General features: G+C 64.4%; 9 protein-coding genes. 1 reads left to right on the top strand and 8 read right to left on the bottom strand.

The annotated features are described in order from the left end of the window. Positions 1 to 3,772: 3,772 nt before the first annotated feature. Positions 3,773 to 4,720: a D-alanine--D-alanine ligase family protein gene (locus G448_RS0112280; protein WP_211228021.1), complete on the bottom strand. Its 948-nt coding sequence runs from the start codon at positions 4,718 to 4,720 to the stop codon at positions 3,773 to 3,775. Between the two features lie 42 nt (positions 4,721 to 4,762). Then, positions 4,763 to 6,079: an aminotransferase-like domain-containing protein gene (locus tag G448_RS0112275; protein WP_026408223.1), complete on the bottom strand. Its 1,317-nt coding sequence runs from the start codon at positions 6,077 to 6,079 to the stop codon at positions 4,763 to 4,765. 285 nt (positions 6,080 to 6,364) lie between these two features. Between G448_RS0112275 and G448_RS17780 the strand changes: the two genes are divergently transcribed. Next, positions 6,365 to 6,964 carry a sugar O-acetyltransferase gene (locus G448_RS17780; protein ID WP_084436733.1) on the top strand — a complete coding sequence of 200 codons (600 nt, stop codon included), beginning with the start codon at positions 6,365 to 6,367 and terminating at the stop codon, positions 6,962 to 6,964. 51 nt (positions 6,965 to 7,015) lie between these two features. Here the strand turns inward: G448_RS17780 and thrC are convergent, their stop codons facing one another. From thrC to G448_RS0112245, 6 genes are all read right to left on the bottom strand, one after another. Further along, positions 7,016 to 8,446 carry a threonine synthase gene (gene thrC, locus G448_RS0112270; RefSeq protein WP_026408222.1) on the bottom strand — a complete coding sequence of 477 codons (1,431 nt, stop codon included), beginning with the start codon at positions 8,444 to 8,446 and terminating at the stop codon, positions 7,016 to 7,018. Between the two features lie 160 nt (positions 8,447 to 8,606). Continuing rightward, on the bottom strand, positions 8,607 to 8,933 hold the full coding sequence (gene trxA, locus G448_RS0112265) for a thioredoxin (protein WP_026408221.1): 327 nt from the start codon (positions 8,931 to 8,933) through the stop codon (positions 8,607 to 8,609). A gap of 31 nt (positions 8,934 to 8,964) precedes the next feature. Next, entirely contained in the window at positions 8,965 to 9,891 is a 927-nt protein-coding gene (trxB, locus tag G448_RS0112260; RefSeq protein ID WP_026408220.1) for a thioredoxin-disulfide reductase, read from the bottom strand. Positions 9,892 to 9,993: 102 nt separating this feature from the next. After that, positions 9,994 to 13,722 carry a murein biosynthesis integral membrane protein MurJ gene (locus tag G448_RS0112255; RefSeq protein WP_026408219.1) on the bottom strand — a complete coding sequence of 1,243 codons (3,729 nt, stop codon included), beginning with the start codon at positions 13,720 to 13,722 and terminating at the stop codon, positions 9,994 to 9,996. Beyond that, entirely contained in the window at positions 13,719 to 16,055 is a 2,337-nt protein-coding gene (locus G448_RS0112250) for a DUF6049 family protein (protein ID WP_026408218.1), read from the bottom strand. The genes G448_RS0112255 and G448_RS0112250 overlap by 4 nt, the downstream gene beginning before the upstream one ends. After that, positions 16,052 to 16,561 (bottom strand): NUDIX hydrolase, encoded by a 510-nt coding sequence (locus G448_RS0112245; RefSeq protein ID WP_026408217.1) that lies wholly within the window; start codon positions 16,559 to 16,561, stop codon positions 16,052 to 16,054. The genes G448_RS0112250 and G448_RS0112245 overlap by 4 nt, the downstream gene beginning before the upstream one ends. Between the last annotated feature and the right edge of the window lie 87 nt (positions 16,562 to 16,648).

The following is a 16,648-nucleotide window of genomic DNA, read 5'->3' as shown; positions in this document are numbered from 1 at the left end:
CACCGCGAACTGGTTCTCGTTCCGTTGTGGCGGCGGAGTGTTGGGGAGCTTGTCTTGTAGATGCCGGCTGCTGTACGAAGGAGTGAATGGAAATCACGCGTGCTGATGGCTCAGCTGAGGGATGGCGATCCTCTCGAGGTCGTATGCGAGTTCATTCCTGGATATATGGAGGGTAGGAGACGTGTAGTGCTCCGCATGTCGCTGTCAGCCGGTGACGGTTGGGGCGTGCCCTTGGCCAGAGGTTGTGCCGGTGCTGCAGTTGTCAGCGATGAGTGGGAACTCCTTTTCGAACTCAGGCAGAATCGGATGTCGAGAAGGCGCTACGGGCCTTTGCCGATCACGTCGGGGTACGCCCACGGCAGTTCAGGAGCGATGTTCGCCTCCAGCGCGCCGCGTTCGGTTCCGGTTGCGGCATCTGCGAATCGCATCGGAATGTCGCAGGGCCTGTCTGCGGAGACTCGCACATAGCAGCCAATGAGCCGGGCCTCATCGACGGTTTCACGTGGAACCTAGACCGACTAATATGCGTGTGTGAGTGCTGGAAGGACGGTTACTCGCAGTCGGGGTACCTTCCCGGAAGATCTCTACAGGAAGAGTTCCACGGGACGCGGTCGCGGTCCTAGAAGACTGATGTCGCCGATTCATACTCCCTACTCTGCGTTCCCGGGAGATTCATATAGGTGACTGACGCTCGGAGAATCTTGACGCAACGAGCGCGATGAGCACCATCCACATGTAGGAATCCTGATGGTCATTGATACGTGGAAGTCGCTCATGACGACCTACTGCCGCTCACAGCGCTATGTGAGCGGATAGAGCCCCGCGCGATAGCGAGAACTGCTCGCCGAATCGTTCTCGGGAGGATCAATGAGCTCCTTCTACTGAGTGGCCGCGTCGATGCGAGTTCGCCAGAGGAGTCCGTCTCCAGTTGTGCAAGACAGAAGAGGGGGTCCCTTGAGGGACAGAGCCGGTTGCACGTCATGTCATGCTGTAGATGAGGCCTTCTCTCAGTGACCCGGCCGTCTGTCGATGAGGCCATACCATGTACTGGCCCGAGTGATGCGACGACATGCTGAGGTCCAACAGGCACAGTCGCGGGGCCTGTGCGGTCCACTCGACGCCGCTGACGGTTTTCGCCATAGTGATTCCTTGATCCTCGATCATGGTTTCACGTGAAACAGAGACGGGCTCCTATGGGGCCGGGACGATGAGGTGGAATGAATGACGTAAACCGCATTGAAGCGCTTCGTGTGGTACACATGCCCGGGTCGTATGTACCTTGGGGTTGACCGGTAGAAGGCCGGCTGGCCAAACGACCTGCGACGGGACGGCCGACCGCTGCTCAGGATGAGCACAACGACCGATAGGGTTACGTGAGTCAGGGCGCTGTTGAGAGTCAGCATCAGAGATACTGGGAACGGTGGGAACGGTGCAACGCGGTCCGAACAGTTGATGACACTCGAGGTGACTGGCTATCCGCCTTCTGCGACGGCACATTCCGTTGGCGGGGCTTGCATGTGCGTATGCGCTGCCTTTGTGGCGTGCGGGTCGTTGTGAAGGTTCGATGTCGACGTCTGTTGGAGTGCTTGGGGGGAGGCGTAGGCAGGAGCAAGACTCGATCTATAAACAGCCGATGGAGTAACAGGTGCCCCCAAAAGTGGCGCTCTGGAACGTGGAGACGAGTGGGACGGTGACGCATCAAGCACGCGATTCGAGGATGATCGTTTGCGAGCCATGTGAAATACTTCAGCTTCTCGTAATATCCGGCGCTCGTCAGTGACGACCGACCGCCATTTGGCAGCATCACCTTTCATGACTCCTGGGCGTACGGATCTCGCGCAGGCTTGGACCGCTCTGCGCGGATTGGTGCTGGCCAAGGCGGTGTTTCACGTGGAACATCCTGCTGCGAGGTGTCGAGTTGCAGGTCTCACCACATGTGGAGACGTCGCCGCTGCAGTGTATGACATCGAGAGCTGCAGAAGGAGACCTGAGAGCCGGGGCACCCACTATTAAAAGGTCCTACGGTAGACACCGTTCAGGAGACGAAGACAATGAAGTATCCCTGAATAAACGGGTGATTGTCACGTCGCCCTGCGCTCGTTGTGGCAATGTTCAATCGCATCATGTGCGATAGAGGTCCGGGCGCAACGGAAGCACGGTCATCATCATCGACCCCCGTCGCGGCACGGTAGCCTGTCGATGAGTAATCGGTGAGTCTGCTAAGTCCGGAACGCTGTAAGTGCGGGTGGCGAAGTTGCTGACGTTGGTCGCTGTCAACAGCGGGGAGAGAATCCGGACGACGCGTGATGGTTGATGGTCACTGGTCATGACATGGATGTACATGGAGTCTGCTCCACTGCGACCCCTGGGGCGCTCGACGGACAACACTCGGACTCGCTTCCTCGCGTGCTGTCACGTGGTGGCACGCGGAGAAAACCTTCTCATGAGCACCGTGTCCGGCGATCAGGTCGGCCTTTCCACGAGAGCGACCATAGCGTCCATGAGGGAGAGCGATATGCTCAGCAGGCCGGACGTCCTCGTCGCATAGGCGTTCATGTCCGACGGGGTTTCGCAAGGATCACCGATCCGACTGAGTGCAACGGGCATTCGTCCCGATACATGTTCGCGACGTTCAACGTGGCATCATCTCCTGGACATGGTGACTGTCTCTGCGGCACGGTATGCGTCCGTGATCGGCTGAGGACATCGAGCAGTGGTCTTAGACGATCCTGGGTTGCAGTCAGTGCATGGCCGAACCGCGCTCGTCCGTGTTGGCATCCCTACGCACCGCTTCTATCTGAACGCCTATACATGACATGGTCGCGACTGCGTGTGTCGAGGTCTTCACAGGAGAGCGAGAGAGGCCTTGTGTTTCACGCGAAACCACAAGATGATCGCTGAGGATTAACGTAACTGTCGGTGTCAATCATATGAACTGGATTCTCTGCGATTCAGGTCCCCTTCCCCGCGGTGGTCATGTTGTCCATGTCATTGTGACTACTTGTCGTGTGAATAGCGGTCTCTACAGCCTAGTTGATCAACGGCCGTAGATTCGAGGCAGACGCAGATCACCTGTGCTCCTCGTTCTGCGAACGACCCCGGTCTAAGTGCCGCAATAGACGAGCACATCGCCGCTATACTATTGGTGACCTATTTTTCTTGATATTTTAATAGGAAATGTGATTAGTCGCACGATGCACACGTCAGTGACGGTGCCATACGGCCGGTCCCATACGCGCATGTCCGAGGGACGCAACCAACATTCTGATCGCGTGGTGGGCACGTGCGGTCGTCAAGCGTCAGGAGAAAACCGTCATCTCGGAGGCTCGATGATGGAGGTGACGTGCTGGAAGCAGCACAATAGGAAGGCCATGACCCCCTTCATCAGAGCTCGGCGCATCGTCAAGCAGACCATGCTCATGCTGCGTAAGCACCAGCAGAGGACCAGGTCCGGGCTCGCAACCTCCCGACGCGACTGACAAGTGGCCGTGCACGCGCTCCGCTGCTCGAGGATCCTATCGACAGGTGTCACTCCAGTTGCTGCCGAGCGGCGGCATGGCCTGTCCTATCTGAATCGTCATCCCAGCTGATCCGTCCTACTCCACAGCACCGGGGATCTGTCGTATCCGGTGTCGAGGAAATGATGGTTCACAGTGCGGCGAGCAACCTGATCGACTGCTTTCCCGAGCGGAGATGTTTCACGTGAAACACACCGCCCTCGACAACCCTGACTCTTCGTGAACCGGAGGATGCTATGAGATCGGAAGTCCGATCAAGGGCGGACGAACGGATGATGGACGAGCGTGTTGTACAGACCGGGTAGATCGCCTGCTACGTCGGCCGCCAAAGGCAGCAACGATGTCTCGGTCATGCCCGGTATGACGTTCACGTCGATGAACCAAGGCGTACCATCCTCATCAAGGATCAGATCGGTACGGGACAGGTTGCCGAGACCGAGTGTCTGATGCACAGTCACCGCAGTGTCCTGGACCCGCTCGACCAGTTCAGAACTGAGTCGTGCGGGAACGAAGTACTCCGAGCGGCCGGGGTTGTACCTGGCGTCGAAGTCGTACTGCCCTTCCGAGACCACTTCGACAGGTGGAAGTGCTCGTGGTCCGTCTCCCGCGTCGATGACTGAGATGGCCACCTCCGTGCCAACGATATATTGCTCGATGAGGGCACGCTCGTCATACGCGAAACACGACACCATGGCGTTGCGAAGTTGGTCCGCATCACGGGCCAAGGAAACGCCGAGACCGGAACCGCCCTGATTCGGTTTGACGATGACTGGGAGACCAAGGTGCGATGTGACGATGCCGAGTACTTCCTGGGCCCCGAGTTGGGAGAAGTAGACTTTCGGCAAGGTGAGTGAGTCCGGTGTTGCCACTCCTCCCGATCTCACCGTGGCCTTCGCCGTCGGTTTGAATGAGGCTCGTTGACAGCCGTCCGAATGCGTCCCCACATAGGGCAATCCAAGAGCGATCAGCACGTTCTGGAGACCGCCGTCCTCCCCGTGCCCACCATGGACAAGCGGCCACACGACGTCGGGTCCGAATGCACGGAGCGACGAAATGGTGCGAGCATCGACGTCGAGGACAAGCACGGTATGTCCCAGATGCTTGAGAGTGGATGCGACCCGGCGCCCGGAGCGAAGAGAGACATCGCGTTCGTGGCTCAGTCCGCCGGCGAGGACCGCGATACGTAGTGGTTCGGTTGTGATGGACATGCGTGTCGATTCGGTCGGCTCAATCATGGTGCATCCTCAGATCTGGTCCGGAGCGGGAGCGGAAACGCCTTCAGCGAAACGAGTATGCAACATGTGCGACGGACCGAAGAGATTGATGAGCTCGAGGTCATGCGTAATGACCTCGGAGAGCCGTCGCACTCCCTCGCGAATCTCCGTGGGCTCGGGGTAGCAGAAGGACAGTCGGACATGATCATGGCCTGAGACTCCTCCGGAGTAGAAGGCAGTACCCGAGACATAGGCGACGAGATTGGTGACCGCACGCGGCAGCATGTCCTTGGCGTCCAGTCCGTCAGGCAGACCAACCCACACATAGAAGCCGCCTGCGGGCACGTTCCATGTGCACATGGGCGTGAACTCCCCTAGCGCGGAGATCATGGCGTCACGACGTCCGCGATACATTCCTCGGAACTCCTCGATCTGGTTCTTCCAGTCGAAGTTCTCCAAGTATGTGGAGACGGAGTACTGACCGACCGAGCTCGGGCAGAGGATCGCTGCCTCGGAGGCCAGTTTCATCTTCTCCCCGACAGCGGGCGGAGCCACTGCCCAGCCGACCCTGTAGCCGGGTGCGAAGATCTTCGAGAAGGAACCGAGGTAGACGACGTCGTTCGGGGCGAGGGTCTTGAGAGCCGTGTAGGTCTGCCCCTCGAAGCCCAGCAGGCCGTACGGATTGTCTTCGATGACCAGGACATGGTGCCGTCGGCAGATGTCGATGATCGTGGGCCGGCGATCCTCGGACAATGTGACACCGGCGGGATTGTGGAAATTCGGAAGACAGTAGAAGAACTTGATGCGCCTGCCTTCGCGTTCCAGACGCAGAATCATCTCATCCAGCGCCTCCGGTATGACGCCGTCGGCATCGATCTCAACCTGTTGGACGTCGGCCTGATAGGTGGCGAAGATCGACAGCGAACCGACGTAGGTCGGCGCCTCGGTGAGGATGACATCTCCTGGATCGATGAAGAGCTCGGTGACAATGTCAACGGCCTGCTGAGAACCGGTGGTGACGATGACATCCTCGGGGTCGGCGTCGATGCCTTCGAGCTCCATGATCTCGGGAATCTGCTCACGCAAACGAGGAAGTCCCTGCCCGTTACCGTACTGAAGCGCTCGTCCCCCATCCTTGCGGATCATTCGAGCGGTGGCCTCGGCGAGTCGATCGAGAGGCAAATCCTTGAGATTGGGCATTCCACCGGCGAGAGAGACGACTTCAGGACGCGCGGCCACAGCGAAGAGCGACCGGGTCTCGGAGGCGCGCAGACCATGGGCGCGGGCGGCATAGTTGTCCAGCCACGGGTCCAGTCGGTTCCCCTTCACGTGGGCCGCATCAGTCACGTCGTCGTCCTTCCCCTGACAGGTACCGCCGTAGGGGCCAGTCTGCCACGGTAACAGGGACCTTGCTGGTCCGTCCTCGGAATGGACTGGGGTCACTGAGCTCACCCCTCGATCCCGGTGGTACTCCGCGCCCGGCAAGCGACCCGCTCTACGATGTTTCACGTGAAACCCGAGAAGGACGGTGTCGGGTGCGCGGCGAGGATGTGAAGAGCACAATGGTAGGACAGGTCCCCTCTCCCCCGGGTGCGGGGCCACAGCAGCAGGACATGAAGATGGAAATGCCGCATGAGCGATCAGAACGGGGATCGGGACGCGCGTACAGAGCGTGAGAAGTTGGAGGCCGGGGACCTCTACTGTTTCCTGGATGCGGAGGTTGCGGCGCGCAAGCAATCCGCTGTCGTGGCATGCCGGCATTTCAACGACGCCGATCCCACTGATGTTGAGGCCCAGACTCGCATCGTGCGAGAACTATTCGGCTCGGCTGGCGAGAATCTCTCTGTGCAGCAGCCGTTCAGATGCGATTATGGTCCCAACATTCATGTTGGCGATGGCTTCCTCGCCAACTACAACGTGACCATTCTTGATATCGCTCCGGTGGTCATCGGTGACCATGTCATGATCGGTCCGAACACACTCATCACGACCGTGGGCCACCCTCTGGATCCCGTGGGACGACGGGCCAAACTCGGCCAGGCATCACCCGTGCGCCTAGGCGATGACGTGTGGCTCGGGGGAAACGTCGTCATTCTGCCTGGAGTCACGATCGGAAACAACGTTGTCGTTGCGGCGGGTGCGGTCGTGTCCAAGAGCATTCCGGACAACCGCATTGCAGGTGGAGTTCCGGCCCGTGTGATTCGGCAACTTGATGTTGAGACAGCGGAATAACACTGTTACGTCAAACGAGCGCCCGGGTGCATTCAGGTTTTGATTTTGCAGCTACATGTGTAATGCATTTTTCGCAATCAGGGTGCGTAGAGGAGTCGTGTCATTGGAGATCGTGATGACGTGCTGAGGTCGATCCAGAAGAGCGGCGATCTCCGTCGTGCGCATGTACTCGGTTCCCAGTGCCTCGGCGATGGTCTCACCGAACTTCGCAGCCTTCGCCGTCTCGAGAACCAGGGTCGGAACGTCTGGCTCCATGAGTCGGAGCGCTATCGCGATGCCGTCAGCCGTGTGCGGATCGATGAGTTCGCCCGCGGCCGAGTGCACGAAACGAATTGTCGCAAGACGATCGGCGTGAGTGGACGAGCCCGAGACGAAGCCGAACTGTGCGCTCAGGCGCGTGACATGATCGGACAGGTCGAGAACACCGTTCGCCTCCAGCGCGGGCCAGCGCCGCTCGAACTCCTCCGGGCCGAGCAGCTGCCAGATGAACCGCTCGAGATTCGAGGCCTTGGAGATGTCCATGGACGGACTCGAGGTCGCCAGAGTCTCCGCGCTTCCCCGCGGACGGTAGACGCCCGTCGAGAAGAACTCCTCCAGCACATTGTTCTCGTTGGTGGCCAGGATGAGACGCCGGATCGGCACCCCCATTGCGCGAGCGAGGTGACCGGCGTAGATATTGCCGAAGTTCCCGCTGGGCACGGCGACATCCACGACATCGTCGGAGCGCGTCCCCTTCCCCATGGCGTCGGTCACTCGCAGCCAGGCCCAGATGTAGTAGACGACCTGCGCGGCGATGCGCCCGATATTGATGGAGTTGACCGCGCCGATGGAGTGGGCGGCCTTGAAGGCCGCATCGTTGTTGAGCGCCTTGACGAGGTTCTGACAGTCGTCGAAGACGCCGTCCACCGCGATGTTGTGGATGTTGGCGTCATCGAGCGAGTACATCTGAGCGCGCTGGACATCGCTCATCCGGCCCAGTGGCGAGAGCATGAAGACGGCGACTCCGTCCTGCCCCCGGAAGGCGTGCTCGGCGGCTGAACCGGTGTCGCCGCTCGTAGCGCCGAGGATATTGAGGACTCTGCCCTCGCGATCCAGCACGTACGGGATCGCCTGGCCCAGGAACTGCATGGCCAGGTCCTTGAAGGCCATGGTCGGGCCTTCGGAGAGGCCGACGATCGTGAGTCCGTCGGCGATGTCGTCGATTCGACGGACGGGTACGACGGGGGCCGGGAATCGCTCGGGCCCGTAGGCAGCAGCCGTCAGGGCACTGAGGTCCCGGGATGGGATGTCCGTGGCGAATAGACCAATGACATCAGCGGCCAGTTCGGAGTAGTTCGACGACCGCCACTGCTCGAGCTGCTCGCGGCCGATCGCGGGAATGCTCTCCGGCACGACCAGGCCACCATCGGGCGCGAGACCGGACAGCAGCACATCGGTGAAGCCTGCGGGGATCATGCCCCCGCGGGTGGAGATGAAACGCATGAGTCCGCCTTCGCGTCGTCGGAGTGCGAGTACGTTCGAGTCTATCGGGCAGTGCTCCATTCGCCCTCTCGGAACGCATCGCCCCGCCCGGAGCGTGGATGGTACCGATGATGATAAGCCGGTACCATCCACGTCCCGGGATCGGAGTGGGATCGACGGGTCAGCCGATGGCCTTCTCGACCTCCTTGGCGAAGGAGCCCTTGGGGCGCGAGCCGGAGAACTGGTGGACGACCTGTCCATCGCGCACGACGGCGAATGTCGGGATCGAGCTGACGCCGAAGGAACGGGCGGTGCCCGGGTTGTCATCGACGTCGATCTTCACGAACTTGGCGCGTCCTTCCAGGCCGGCGGCGACCTCATCGATGACCGGTGCCATCTGACGGCACGGACCGCACCACTCGGCCCAGAAGTCGATGACGACGGGCACCTCCGACTTCAGCACCTCGGAGTCGAATGTGGCGTCGGTGACGGCAAGTGTGTTGGACATGGAATTCTCCTTCGACGGGTCTGATGCCGGGTCAGACGTTGAGAGTGGTGAGGTAGTGCTCGGCGTCCAGCGCCGCGCGACAGCCGGAGCCAGCGGCTGTAATCGCTTGCTGGTAGTGCGGGTCGGCGACGTCGCCGCAGGCGAAGACGCCGGGAATTGCGGTGCGCTGGGACGGCGCCTGAACGGCGATGTAACCGGCGTCATCGAGGTCGAGAACGCCGGACACCAGCTCGGAGCGCGGAATCTGGCCGATGGCCACGAACAGGCCCGCGGCGGGGATGTCGCGCCGCTCGCCGGTGACCACATCCTCCAGAGTCACTGACGTCAGGGCGTCCTGACCGTTCAGAGCGACGACCCTGGAGTTCCAGGCGAAGTCGATCGCCGGGTCGCCTTGTGCCCGCTCGGCCATGACGGCGCTGGCGCGCAGCTCGTCGCGGCGATGGACGACCGTGACGGACGAGCCGAAGCGGGACAAGAAGAGCGCCTCCTCCATGGCGGAGTCCCCTCCGCCGACCACGACGATCGGCTGGTCCTTGAAGAAGAAGCCGTCGCACGTGGCGCAGTAGGACACTCCGTGCCCCGAGAGCCGATCCTCGTCCGCCAGGCCCAGTTTGCGGTATTCCGAACCGGTCGAGATGATGACGGTGCGCGCCTCGTAAACAGCGTCATCGGTGGTGACGCGCTTGATGCCGCTTGTGAGATCGAGCGCCGTGACATCCTCGTGGCGAACGTCGGCCCCGAAGCGCTCGGCCTGCTCCTGCATCCGGGTCATGAGCTCGGGGCCCATGACTCCGTCGATGAAGCCGGGGTAGTTCTCGACCTCGGTGGTGTTCATGAGCGCGCCTCCGGCTGTCACGGAGCCTGCGAGGACCACCGGGCTCAGTTGGGCACGTGCGGCATAGATCGCGGCGGTGTAGCCGGCCGGACCGGAACCGACGATGACGACGTCGTGGACCATGACTCTTCGGATTCTCCTGCACTAACGGGCGTAACGGGTTCGGGCGTGACCGCCTCGCGAGTTAGAACTAATGATGAGAGACAGATCTTCCCTAAGACGCTCTTATTTAAGAGTGATCTCTGACACGCTGATTTTGAGTTCGCCGTCCGGAGCTGTCGGGGGGTCCGTCACCCATATGACGATCGACTGAGTCGATGTCGCCGGGAAGGTGAAGCTCGTGGTGCCCGAGGTGAAGGCGCCCTCGGCCAGGACTGTGCCGCCGGTCGGGTCACCAGGAGTCGTGGCCCGGATCTGGACGTTCCCGCCCTGGCCCGTGCCTTGGATGTCGATGCCCGAGACCTCGGTCGCCTGCTCGAGGGAGACGGCGATGCCCGTGCCGCCCTTGAGGTTGCCGAACTTGGCGCCGTAGTAGTGCTGGGAGTACCAGGTCGTGGAGGTGTTGCCATCGACGGCCAGGCCCTCGTTCTCAGGATGGTCCCCCTGACCCCCGGACGAGTCCACCGACTGCGCGCCGGTGATCCTGATGGGCGCGCTGGTGGGGGTACTGCTGTCCGGCGACGACTGCTGGTCATCCTGCGCGGCCGCAGCCGTGGTCGGCACCGTGCTGGCGGCCGGAACATCGGGGTCGGTGAAGCTCAGATTGAGCAGGCCGAGGATGCTGTTGACCGCGAAGATCACCCCCACCACCATGACGACGAGCATGCCGCTGATCACCGCGATGGTGGTGCGGGATATCGAGCGCGAGACCTCGTCGTCCTCGTCCTCGTCGTCGGCGCGCAGCGTCCCGGCCGTGTTGACCGGTGGACTCGCCGGCTGCACGGCCGGCGGGATCGCGGAGAAGTCCCGCATCTCATTGCCGGCCTGCGGGGCGGCCGGCGGCGAGGAGATCGGCGACGACGTGGCGGCGGATGGTGCGAAGCTTCGAGGCGTCTGGGGCGCAGTGGTCTGGGACAGCGCATCGGCCTGCGGCTCGCCGGGGGACGGATCGGCCGCCGCGGCGGCGGGCGACTCGTGCGTCGAGGACGCTCGACGCAGGCGCGAGAGCACTCCCCGTAGCGCGGGTTCGGGCGTGCCGTCGGGTGAGGACGACGCGGCGGAGTCAGCGGTCGTCCGCGGCAGGAGGGAGGCGTCCCATGATCCGAGCGCCCTGGCGACGTGAGATGCCGACGCGGGTCCCTCTCCCGCCCAGGTGCGGGCCACCAGGTCATCGAGGTCGCCGTCGTCCGGGTTCATGGACGTCGCCAGCATGGAGGGCGGTACCGGTGCCCCGTCGGACGTCGTGGGCGCGGAGGGGAGCCCCGCGCGCTTGCCCGGCCAGCGCTTCGTCAGGCCGTAGTAGAGCAGTTCGACCAGGGCGCGGGCATCAATGCGATCGGCCTCCAGCGGATCGGAGGCGGCCTTGGCGTCCAGGCCGAGAATCGCCGCCTCGACGCCGATGCCGGTGACCTGGACAGTGCCGTTGGGGCGGAGCCGGACGGACTCGGGAGACAGATTCAGGTGATGCAGACCTCGACGGGAGCAGGCCTCCAGCGCCTGGGCGATCTCGCCGACGATGGCGCGCACCTGAGCGGCCTCCAGCCCCTGGCCGACCAGCTCGGACAGAGGACGTCCGTCGGCGGGCTCGGTGACGATGAAGGCGGGATGGTCCGTCTCGACGTCGAAGACCCGCTGGATGCGTTCGTCCTCGACGAGAACGGCTCGACTGGCCGACTCCAGGACCTCGGCCCGGTGAGGAGTCGCGTCGGTGAGCATGAGGACCGTCACCGTGCGGTCCAGGATCGTGTCTCGTCCGACATGGCGGACTACTCGTGGAAGCGTCGCGGGCAGAGTGGCGGCCAGGGCATAGCGTCCTGTGCCGATGGGGGTTGCGTCCGTCATGAGGTTCCCTCCTCCCGTGCCAAGGAGCCCCAGTGCATGCGGAGCGAGTGTACCGGGCGTGAACGCCCGGACGGAGGCCGCTTGGATGGCCAGATCCGCGAATGTGGGGGGTGGCGCCGGAATCGCAGGCGGTGGAGCTGGTGCTGGGCGCGGGGCGTCCACGGCTCTCAGCATGGGTCTGTAGGTGGGCGGGTAGGACGGCGGGAGCTCGGTGCCCGCCCGGTCGGCCGAGGTCGGTGCCAGGACATGGGCCAGGTGCAGAACCGCCTCGCCCGCGCGTCCCGGCAGGAGTCGTCCGATCTTGGCCACGATGCGCGATAGTGGGACGAAGAGCACACCGAGCTCCTCGACATGCAGCACGCGTGCGGCCACGAGATACGTGACCGTCATGAGGAGGGCGGCTACGAGGACGGTGAGCATGGCGTCCGTCGGCCTGGAGCCGGTCAGAGAGCCATCGGCCGGTCCCAGGAGCGCTCGCACGCCCAGCCCTACGAGGACCGCGGGCGTTGCGGCTGCCCCCAGACGACCGTAGGTCGTGATGACGCGACGGCCGTCCAGATCGGGCAGGTGCCGTCTGATGAGCGGGATCACCACCGCCGAGCCGCCCAGCTGACTGAGCATGGAGCCCACCGCGGCCCAGGTCATCCAGTGATTCGCCGGCGCCAGTGCGTAGGCCGCCAGGCAGACGACGGCAGGGATGACGCCCACGACGGTATCGGCTATGAGCAGCCGCTTCGTGTCCGCGTAGGCCAGCATGACGCGCTGGGTCGTGAACCAGATGCCCTGGAAGATGATGCCCACCGCCAGCACCGCCAGGATCGGGCCCGCGGCCGTCGCCTCGGCCAGGGACAGCGAGGGGACGAAGAGCTGGAGCGAGGGCGTGGCCAGGGTTCCGATGCCCGCGGCGAACAGGATGGTGAACACCGCTACGCTGCGCAGGCCCAGTGACAGGTCGTCACGCACGCCTCTGCGGTCGCCGGCGGCGGCCTTCTCACTCATGCGTGTGAACAGGGCGGTGATGATGGATGTCGTCACCAGTGACTGCGGGAGCATGTAGACCAGCTGGGTGTTGTCGTACAGCGTCTTGGACGGCACGATCTGATCGGCGTACCTGGCCGACTCCGCCGCGGTGACGGCCTGGGACCCCAGGTTCGCCGTCGCTATGTCGCCCAGTGAGACCACGGCCGTGCCGAGCAGCGCCCACAGCGCCACCTTCGACATCGTTCCCAGGCCCATGCCCCGCACACCCCATACGAAGCGCGGGTGGAAGCCCGAGCGCACCAGGGGTATGTACAGGATGAGGGCCTGCACGGCGATGCCCGCCGTCGTCGTGCCCCCGACCAGGGCGATGCGACCGGCGTCCCATATGCCCGGGTCCTGGCCGGAGGTGTAGCGGCCGTAGATGTGCAGGTAGGCCATGATCGAGGCGATCGAGATCACGTTGTTCAGGACCGGGGACCACATGTAGGGCCCGAAGCTCGACCTCGCGTTGAGCACCTGCCCCCACAGGGCGTACAGGCCGTAGAAGAAGATCTGCGGCATGCACCAGAAGGCGAAGGCGAAGGCGAGGGGCTGCCAGCGGTCCAGTCCCGAGGCGTAGAGCATGATGACCAGCGGCGCCGCCACCGTCAGCACGGCGGATACCGTGGCCATGGCGACGGAGGCCGCCGTCAGCAGCCGGTTGACGAGCTCCTCCCCGTTGCGCTGACGCAGCGCCTGCACGATCTGCGGAACGAGGATCGCGTTGAGCACGCCCCCGATCACCAGGTTGTAGAGCTGGGTGGGCAGGTTGTTCGCGATATTGAAGGCCTCGGCGGCGCCCGACGCCGTCGCGCCCAGGGCGGCGATCAGCAGCGCGTTGCGCACCAGCCCCAGAAGGCGGCTGGCCAGCGTGCCCGCCGCCATCACAGCACTCGAACGGGCGATCGATGAGCTCTTGTCGCTGCCGCTCATGTCTTCTCCTCGATGCGGGGGACGGGCGCTGCCGTGCGCCGCCCGCGGCGCACGGTTCGCACGATGCCGCCAACGAGCAGGATGGCGAGTCCCGCGCCCATCGCCCGGGTACCTCTGGACTCCCAGTCGGCATGCACGCGCATATGGATGGTCTGCGGCGCTCCGACCGCGGTTCCGTCGGCGGCCAGCAGCATGATGGTCAGGTCGACGTCTCCGCTGCCCACCGCCCTGACCGGCACGGTGGCGTTCGCCTGGCCGTCCGCCGGGACCGTGAGCGGGATGTCCTCGACGGTCTGCAGTCGCGCCGAGCCGGATAGCAGGCGCACCACGACGGTGGCGTCCTGGTTCAGGGACGAGGTGATGCGCACCGGCAGATTGGCCTCGGAGGCGATCAGGTTGATCGTTCGCGATGGCACTGCCGTGAGCCCCGTGGTCACCGCCGTGCCGCGCTCGCGGGCCGATTCCGCCATGTCTGTGCGACCCGCCGGGTCCGATCGCCACACGGAGGACGCGGTGCGCACCACGACCTCGGAGGCCGAGCCGATCGCCGCCCGAGGATCGGGGAGGATCGAGGTCACCGAGGTGAGGTAGTCCCGAGTCGCGCGTGCGGCTGTCATGTCGGCCGACGAGAGCTCCGTGTCCCCGATGACCTGGTCGGGCACGTCGGCGCGGTGCATCTTCACGCCCTCGTCCTGCTGGGCGGCGGCCTCGGCCGTCAGCGCCTCGAGGCCCTGGGGGGAGGTCCAGGAGGACTCGCGCAGCGCCCTCAGGCGCGCGGCGAGCGCCTTGGTGTCGATCGTCGCGGCATCGGCCCGATCGAGGGTCATCACGATGGAGCGGCTGATCGCGGGGGCCTGTCGCGTGATGACCGCCGTCTCGCCGCGCAGCAGCTGAACGGCGTCGAGATCCGACAGGCGATTGGTGGACTCATCCGTCACCAACGTGCCGCCGAGCGTGTCGGACAGGTTCGTGTCCGGCGTCAGCACTGTGCGCGAGCCGACGCTCGTCACCTGGGAGGGCGTGTACGTCATCTCCTCCGTCACCGGCAGGTCGCCGGGGGCGGTGACGATCGTCCGTGCCGAGTCGGGCAGTGCATTCAGTGTCGCGGAGTCCAGATCGCCGGCCAGCCAGGTGAGCGACGCGGGCGCGCCCACCGCGACGGTCCGCGAGTCCCCGGTGCGTTTCCAGGCGTCGGCGAGCAGATCGCTCTCCCCCAGATGGGTCAGCCCGGTGACGTCGATGTCCGCCCACGGCAGGGCGATGACGTCACCGGCCGCGAGGGCCTCGGTGAGGGCCCTGGTCAGGACTCGACCGGGAGACCTCCCGGTCGAGTCCTGACCAGGGCCCGACGGGGAGGCCGTGGCCGACGGTGTTGATGGTGCTGCTGACGGGGAGTCCGTCGGGGGGCCGGCCGACGCCGACGGTACGGGGCTCGCCTCGCCGCCGTCGGCGTTGCCCGTATCGTTGGCGGAAGGACTCGCGCTCGCCGACGGAGTCGCGGCGGATGGCGGCTCCTCGGTCACTCCGAGGGCCTCGAGCAGTGCCGGGTCCACGGCCAGGACGACGCCATCGCCGGCGAGCGCCAGAAGCGAGGTGATCCGTCTGCGCAGATCGGCCAGCTGGGCGTCCGTGGGCACTTCGGCGCCCGTGGTCAGCAGCGTTAGATCCTCGGCCGAGGCCGTCACCGGGATCAGGGCCGTCACCCGTGACCGAGCGGCCTTCTCGCCCGTGTCCCATACCAGGAGTGTACGGTCCTGGGCGACGGCGTTGCGGCCCTGGGACGCCGTCACCTCCATGCCCCGGGGCCCCCACTGATCCTCCTGCCCGAGGGAGAGGTCGTCCGCGGCGACGGTGAGGGAGAAGGTCTGGACCGCGCCGGGGGCGATACTGCTGCCGAGATCGCCCAGGTCGATTGCGCGCGTGGCGGAGTCGCGCTCGCTCGCCAGCCACGACTCCAGACCCGTGACGGTCAGTTCTGTGGAGTCCTGCACACGAGCCGTGAGGGACAGGCCCCTCAGGGGCTCGTCGGTGCCGTTGGCGATGGTGCCGGAGATGTTCAGATCCTGTCCGGAGGTGATGATCTCGGGGGCCAGGGAGTCCACGGAGAGCGTCACCTGGCCGTCGATCATCTGGGCCGTCGCGGGCGCGGCAGTCGCGTGAGCAGTGCCCCGAGCGGAGAAGGCGGGAGCCGTGCCCGCCGTCACCGTCATCGCCGCGTCGGCGCTCGGAACAGGGTCCACGAGAGCGACGGATGCGGTTGTCACCGCGGCCAGGGCGACCAGCAGGTGCGCCCGGGAACGGTGGAGGCGATGACGGAACCTGATCGGGATCACCCATCCCCCACGAGGATCTCACGTGCAGCGGCGACGATGCGTCGCTCATTGGGGTAGGCCAAGCGACGGGCGACGTCATCAAGACTCACCCACTCAACCTCCTCGGCCTCGTGATCCGGATCGTTCTCCGTGGTGAGGTCGCCGCCGATCGCCTCGAGGAGGAAGTGGTGAACGACCTTGTGGACCCGATGGTCGTCGCCGGCGAACCAGTAGTCAATGGTAGCCAGATGACGTAGAACGCGGCCTGATATACCGGTCTCCTCGGCGATTTCGCGCACGGCCGCCTCTTCGGCGGTCTCCGCGCCCTCGAGGTGGCCCTTGGGCAGGCACCATTCGAGACGTCCACCACGGTTGCGGCGCGCGATGACGGCGGTGACCGCGCGCCCCTTCTGCACGTCGATCACGAGTCCGCCGGCGCTGGTCTCATCGACCACCGGCAGGAAACGCGCACTCGCGCGCCGTGGCGATGCGCCGGCGCGGGGCTTGCGAGTGCGATGGGAGGGCATGAGGACACTCTAGGCGGTCTGGCTGAATGGGTCGGATGTCGGAGACGGGTGAACGGGTCGGCTGTCGGGGGCTCCGCGTGGCAGGCT

It is taken from the genome of Actinomyces gerencseriae DSM 6844 (assembly GCF_000429265.1).
GTDB classification, from domain to species: domain Bacteria; phylum Actinomycetota; class Actinomycetes; order Actinomycetales; family Actinomycetaceae; genus Actinomyces; species Actinomyces gerencseriae.
This window is presented reverse-complemented; position numbering and strand designations above follow the sequence as displayed.

Excerpts from the sequence above, each read along its gene's own strand:
- G448_RS17780 (WP_084436733.1), top strand. The coding sequence starts at position 6,365 with ATGAGCGATCAGAACGGGGATCGGGACGCGCGTACAGAGCGTGAGAAG.
- thrC (WP_026408222.1), bottom strand. The coding sequence starts at position 8,446 with ATGCGTTTCATCTCCACCCGCGGGGGCATGATCCCCGCAGGCTTCACC.
- trxA (WP_026408221.1), bottom strand. The coding sequence starts at position 8,933 with ATGTCCAACACACTTGCCGTCACCGACGCCACATTCGACTCCGAGGTG.
- trxB (WP_026408220.1), bottom strand. The coding sequence starts at position 9,891 with ATGGTCCACGACGTCGTCATCGTCGGTTCCGGTCCGGCCGGCTACACC.
- G448_RS0112255 (WP_026408219.1), bottom strand. The coding sequence starts at position 13,722 with ATGAGCGGCAGCGACAAGAGCTCATCGATCGCCCGTTCGAGTGCTGTG.
- G448_RS0112245 (WP_026408217.1), bottom strand. The coding sequence starts at position 16,561 with ATGCCCTCCCATCGCACTCGCAAGCCCCGCGCCGGCGCATCGCCACGG.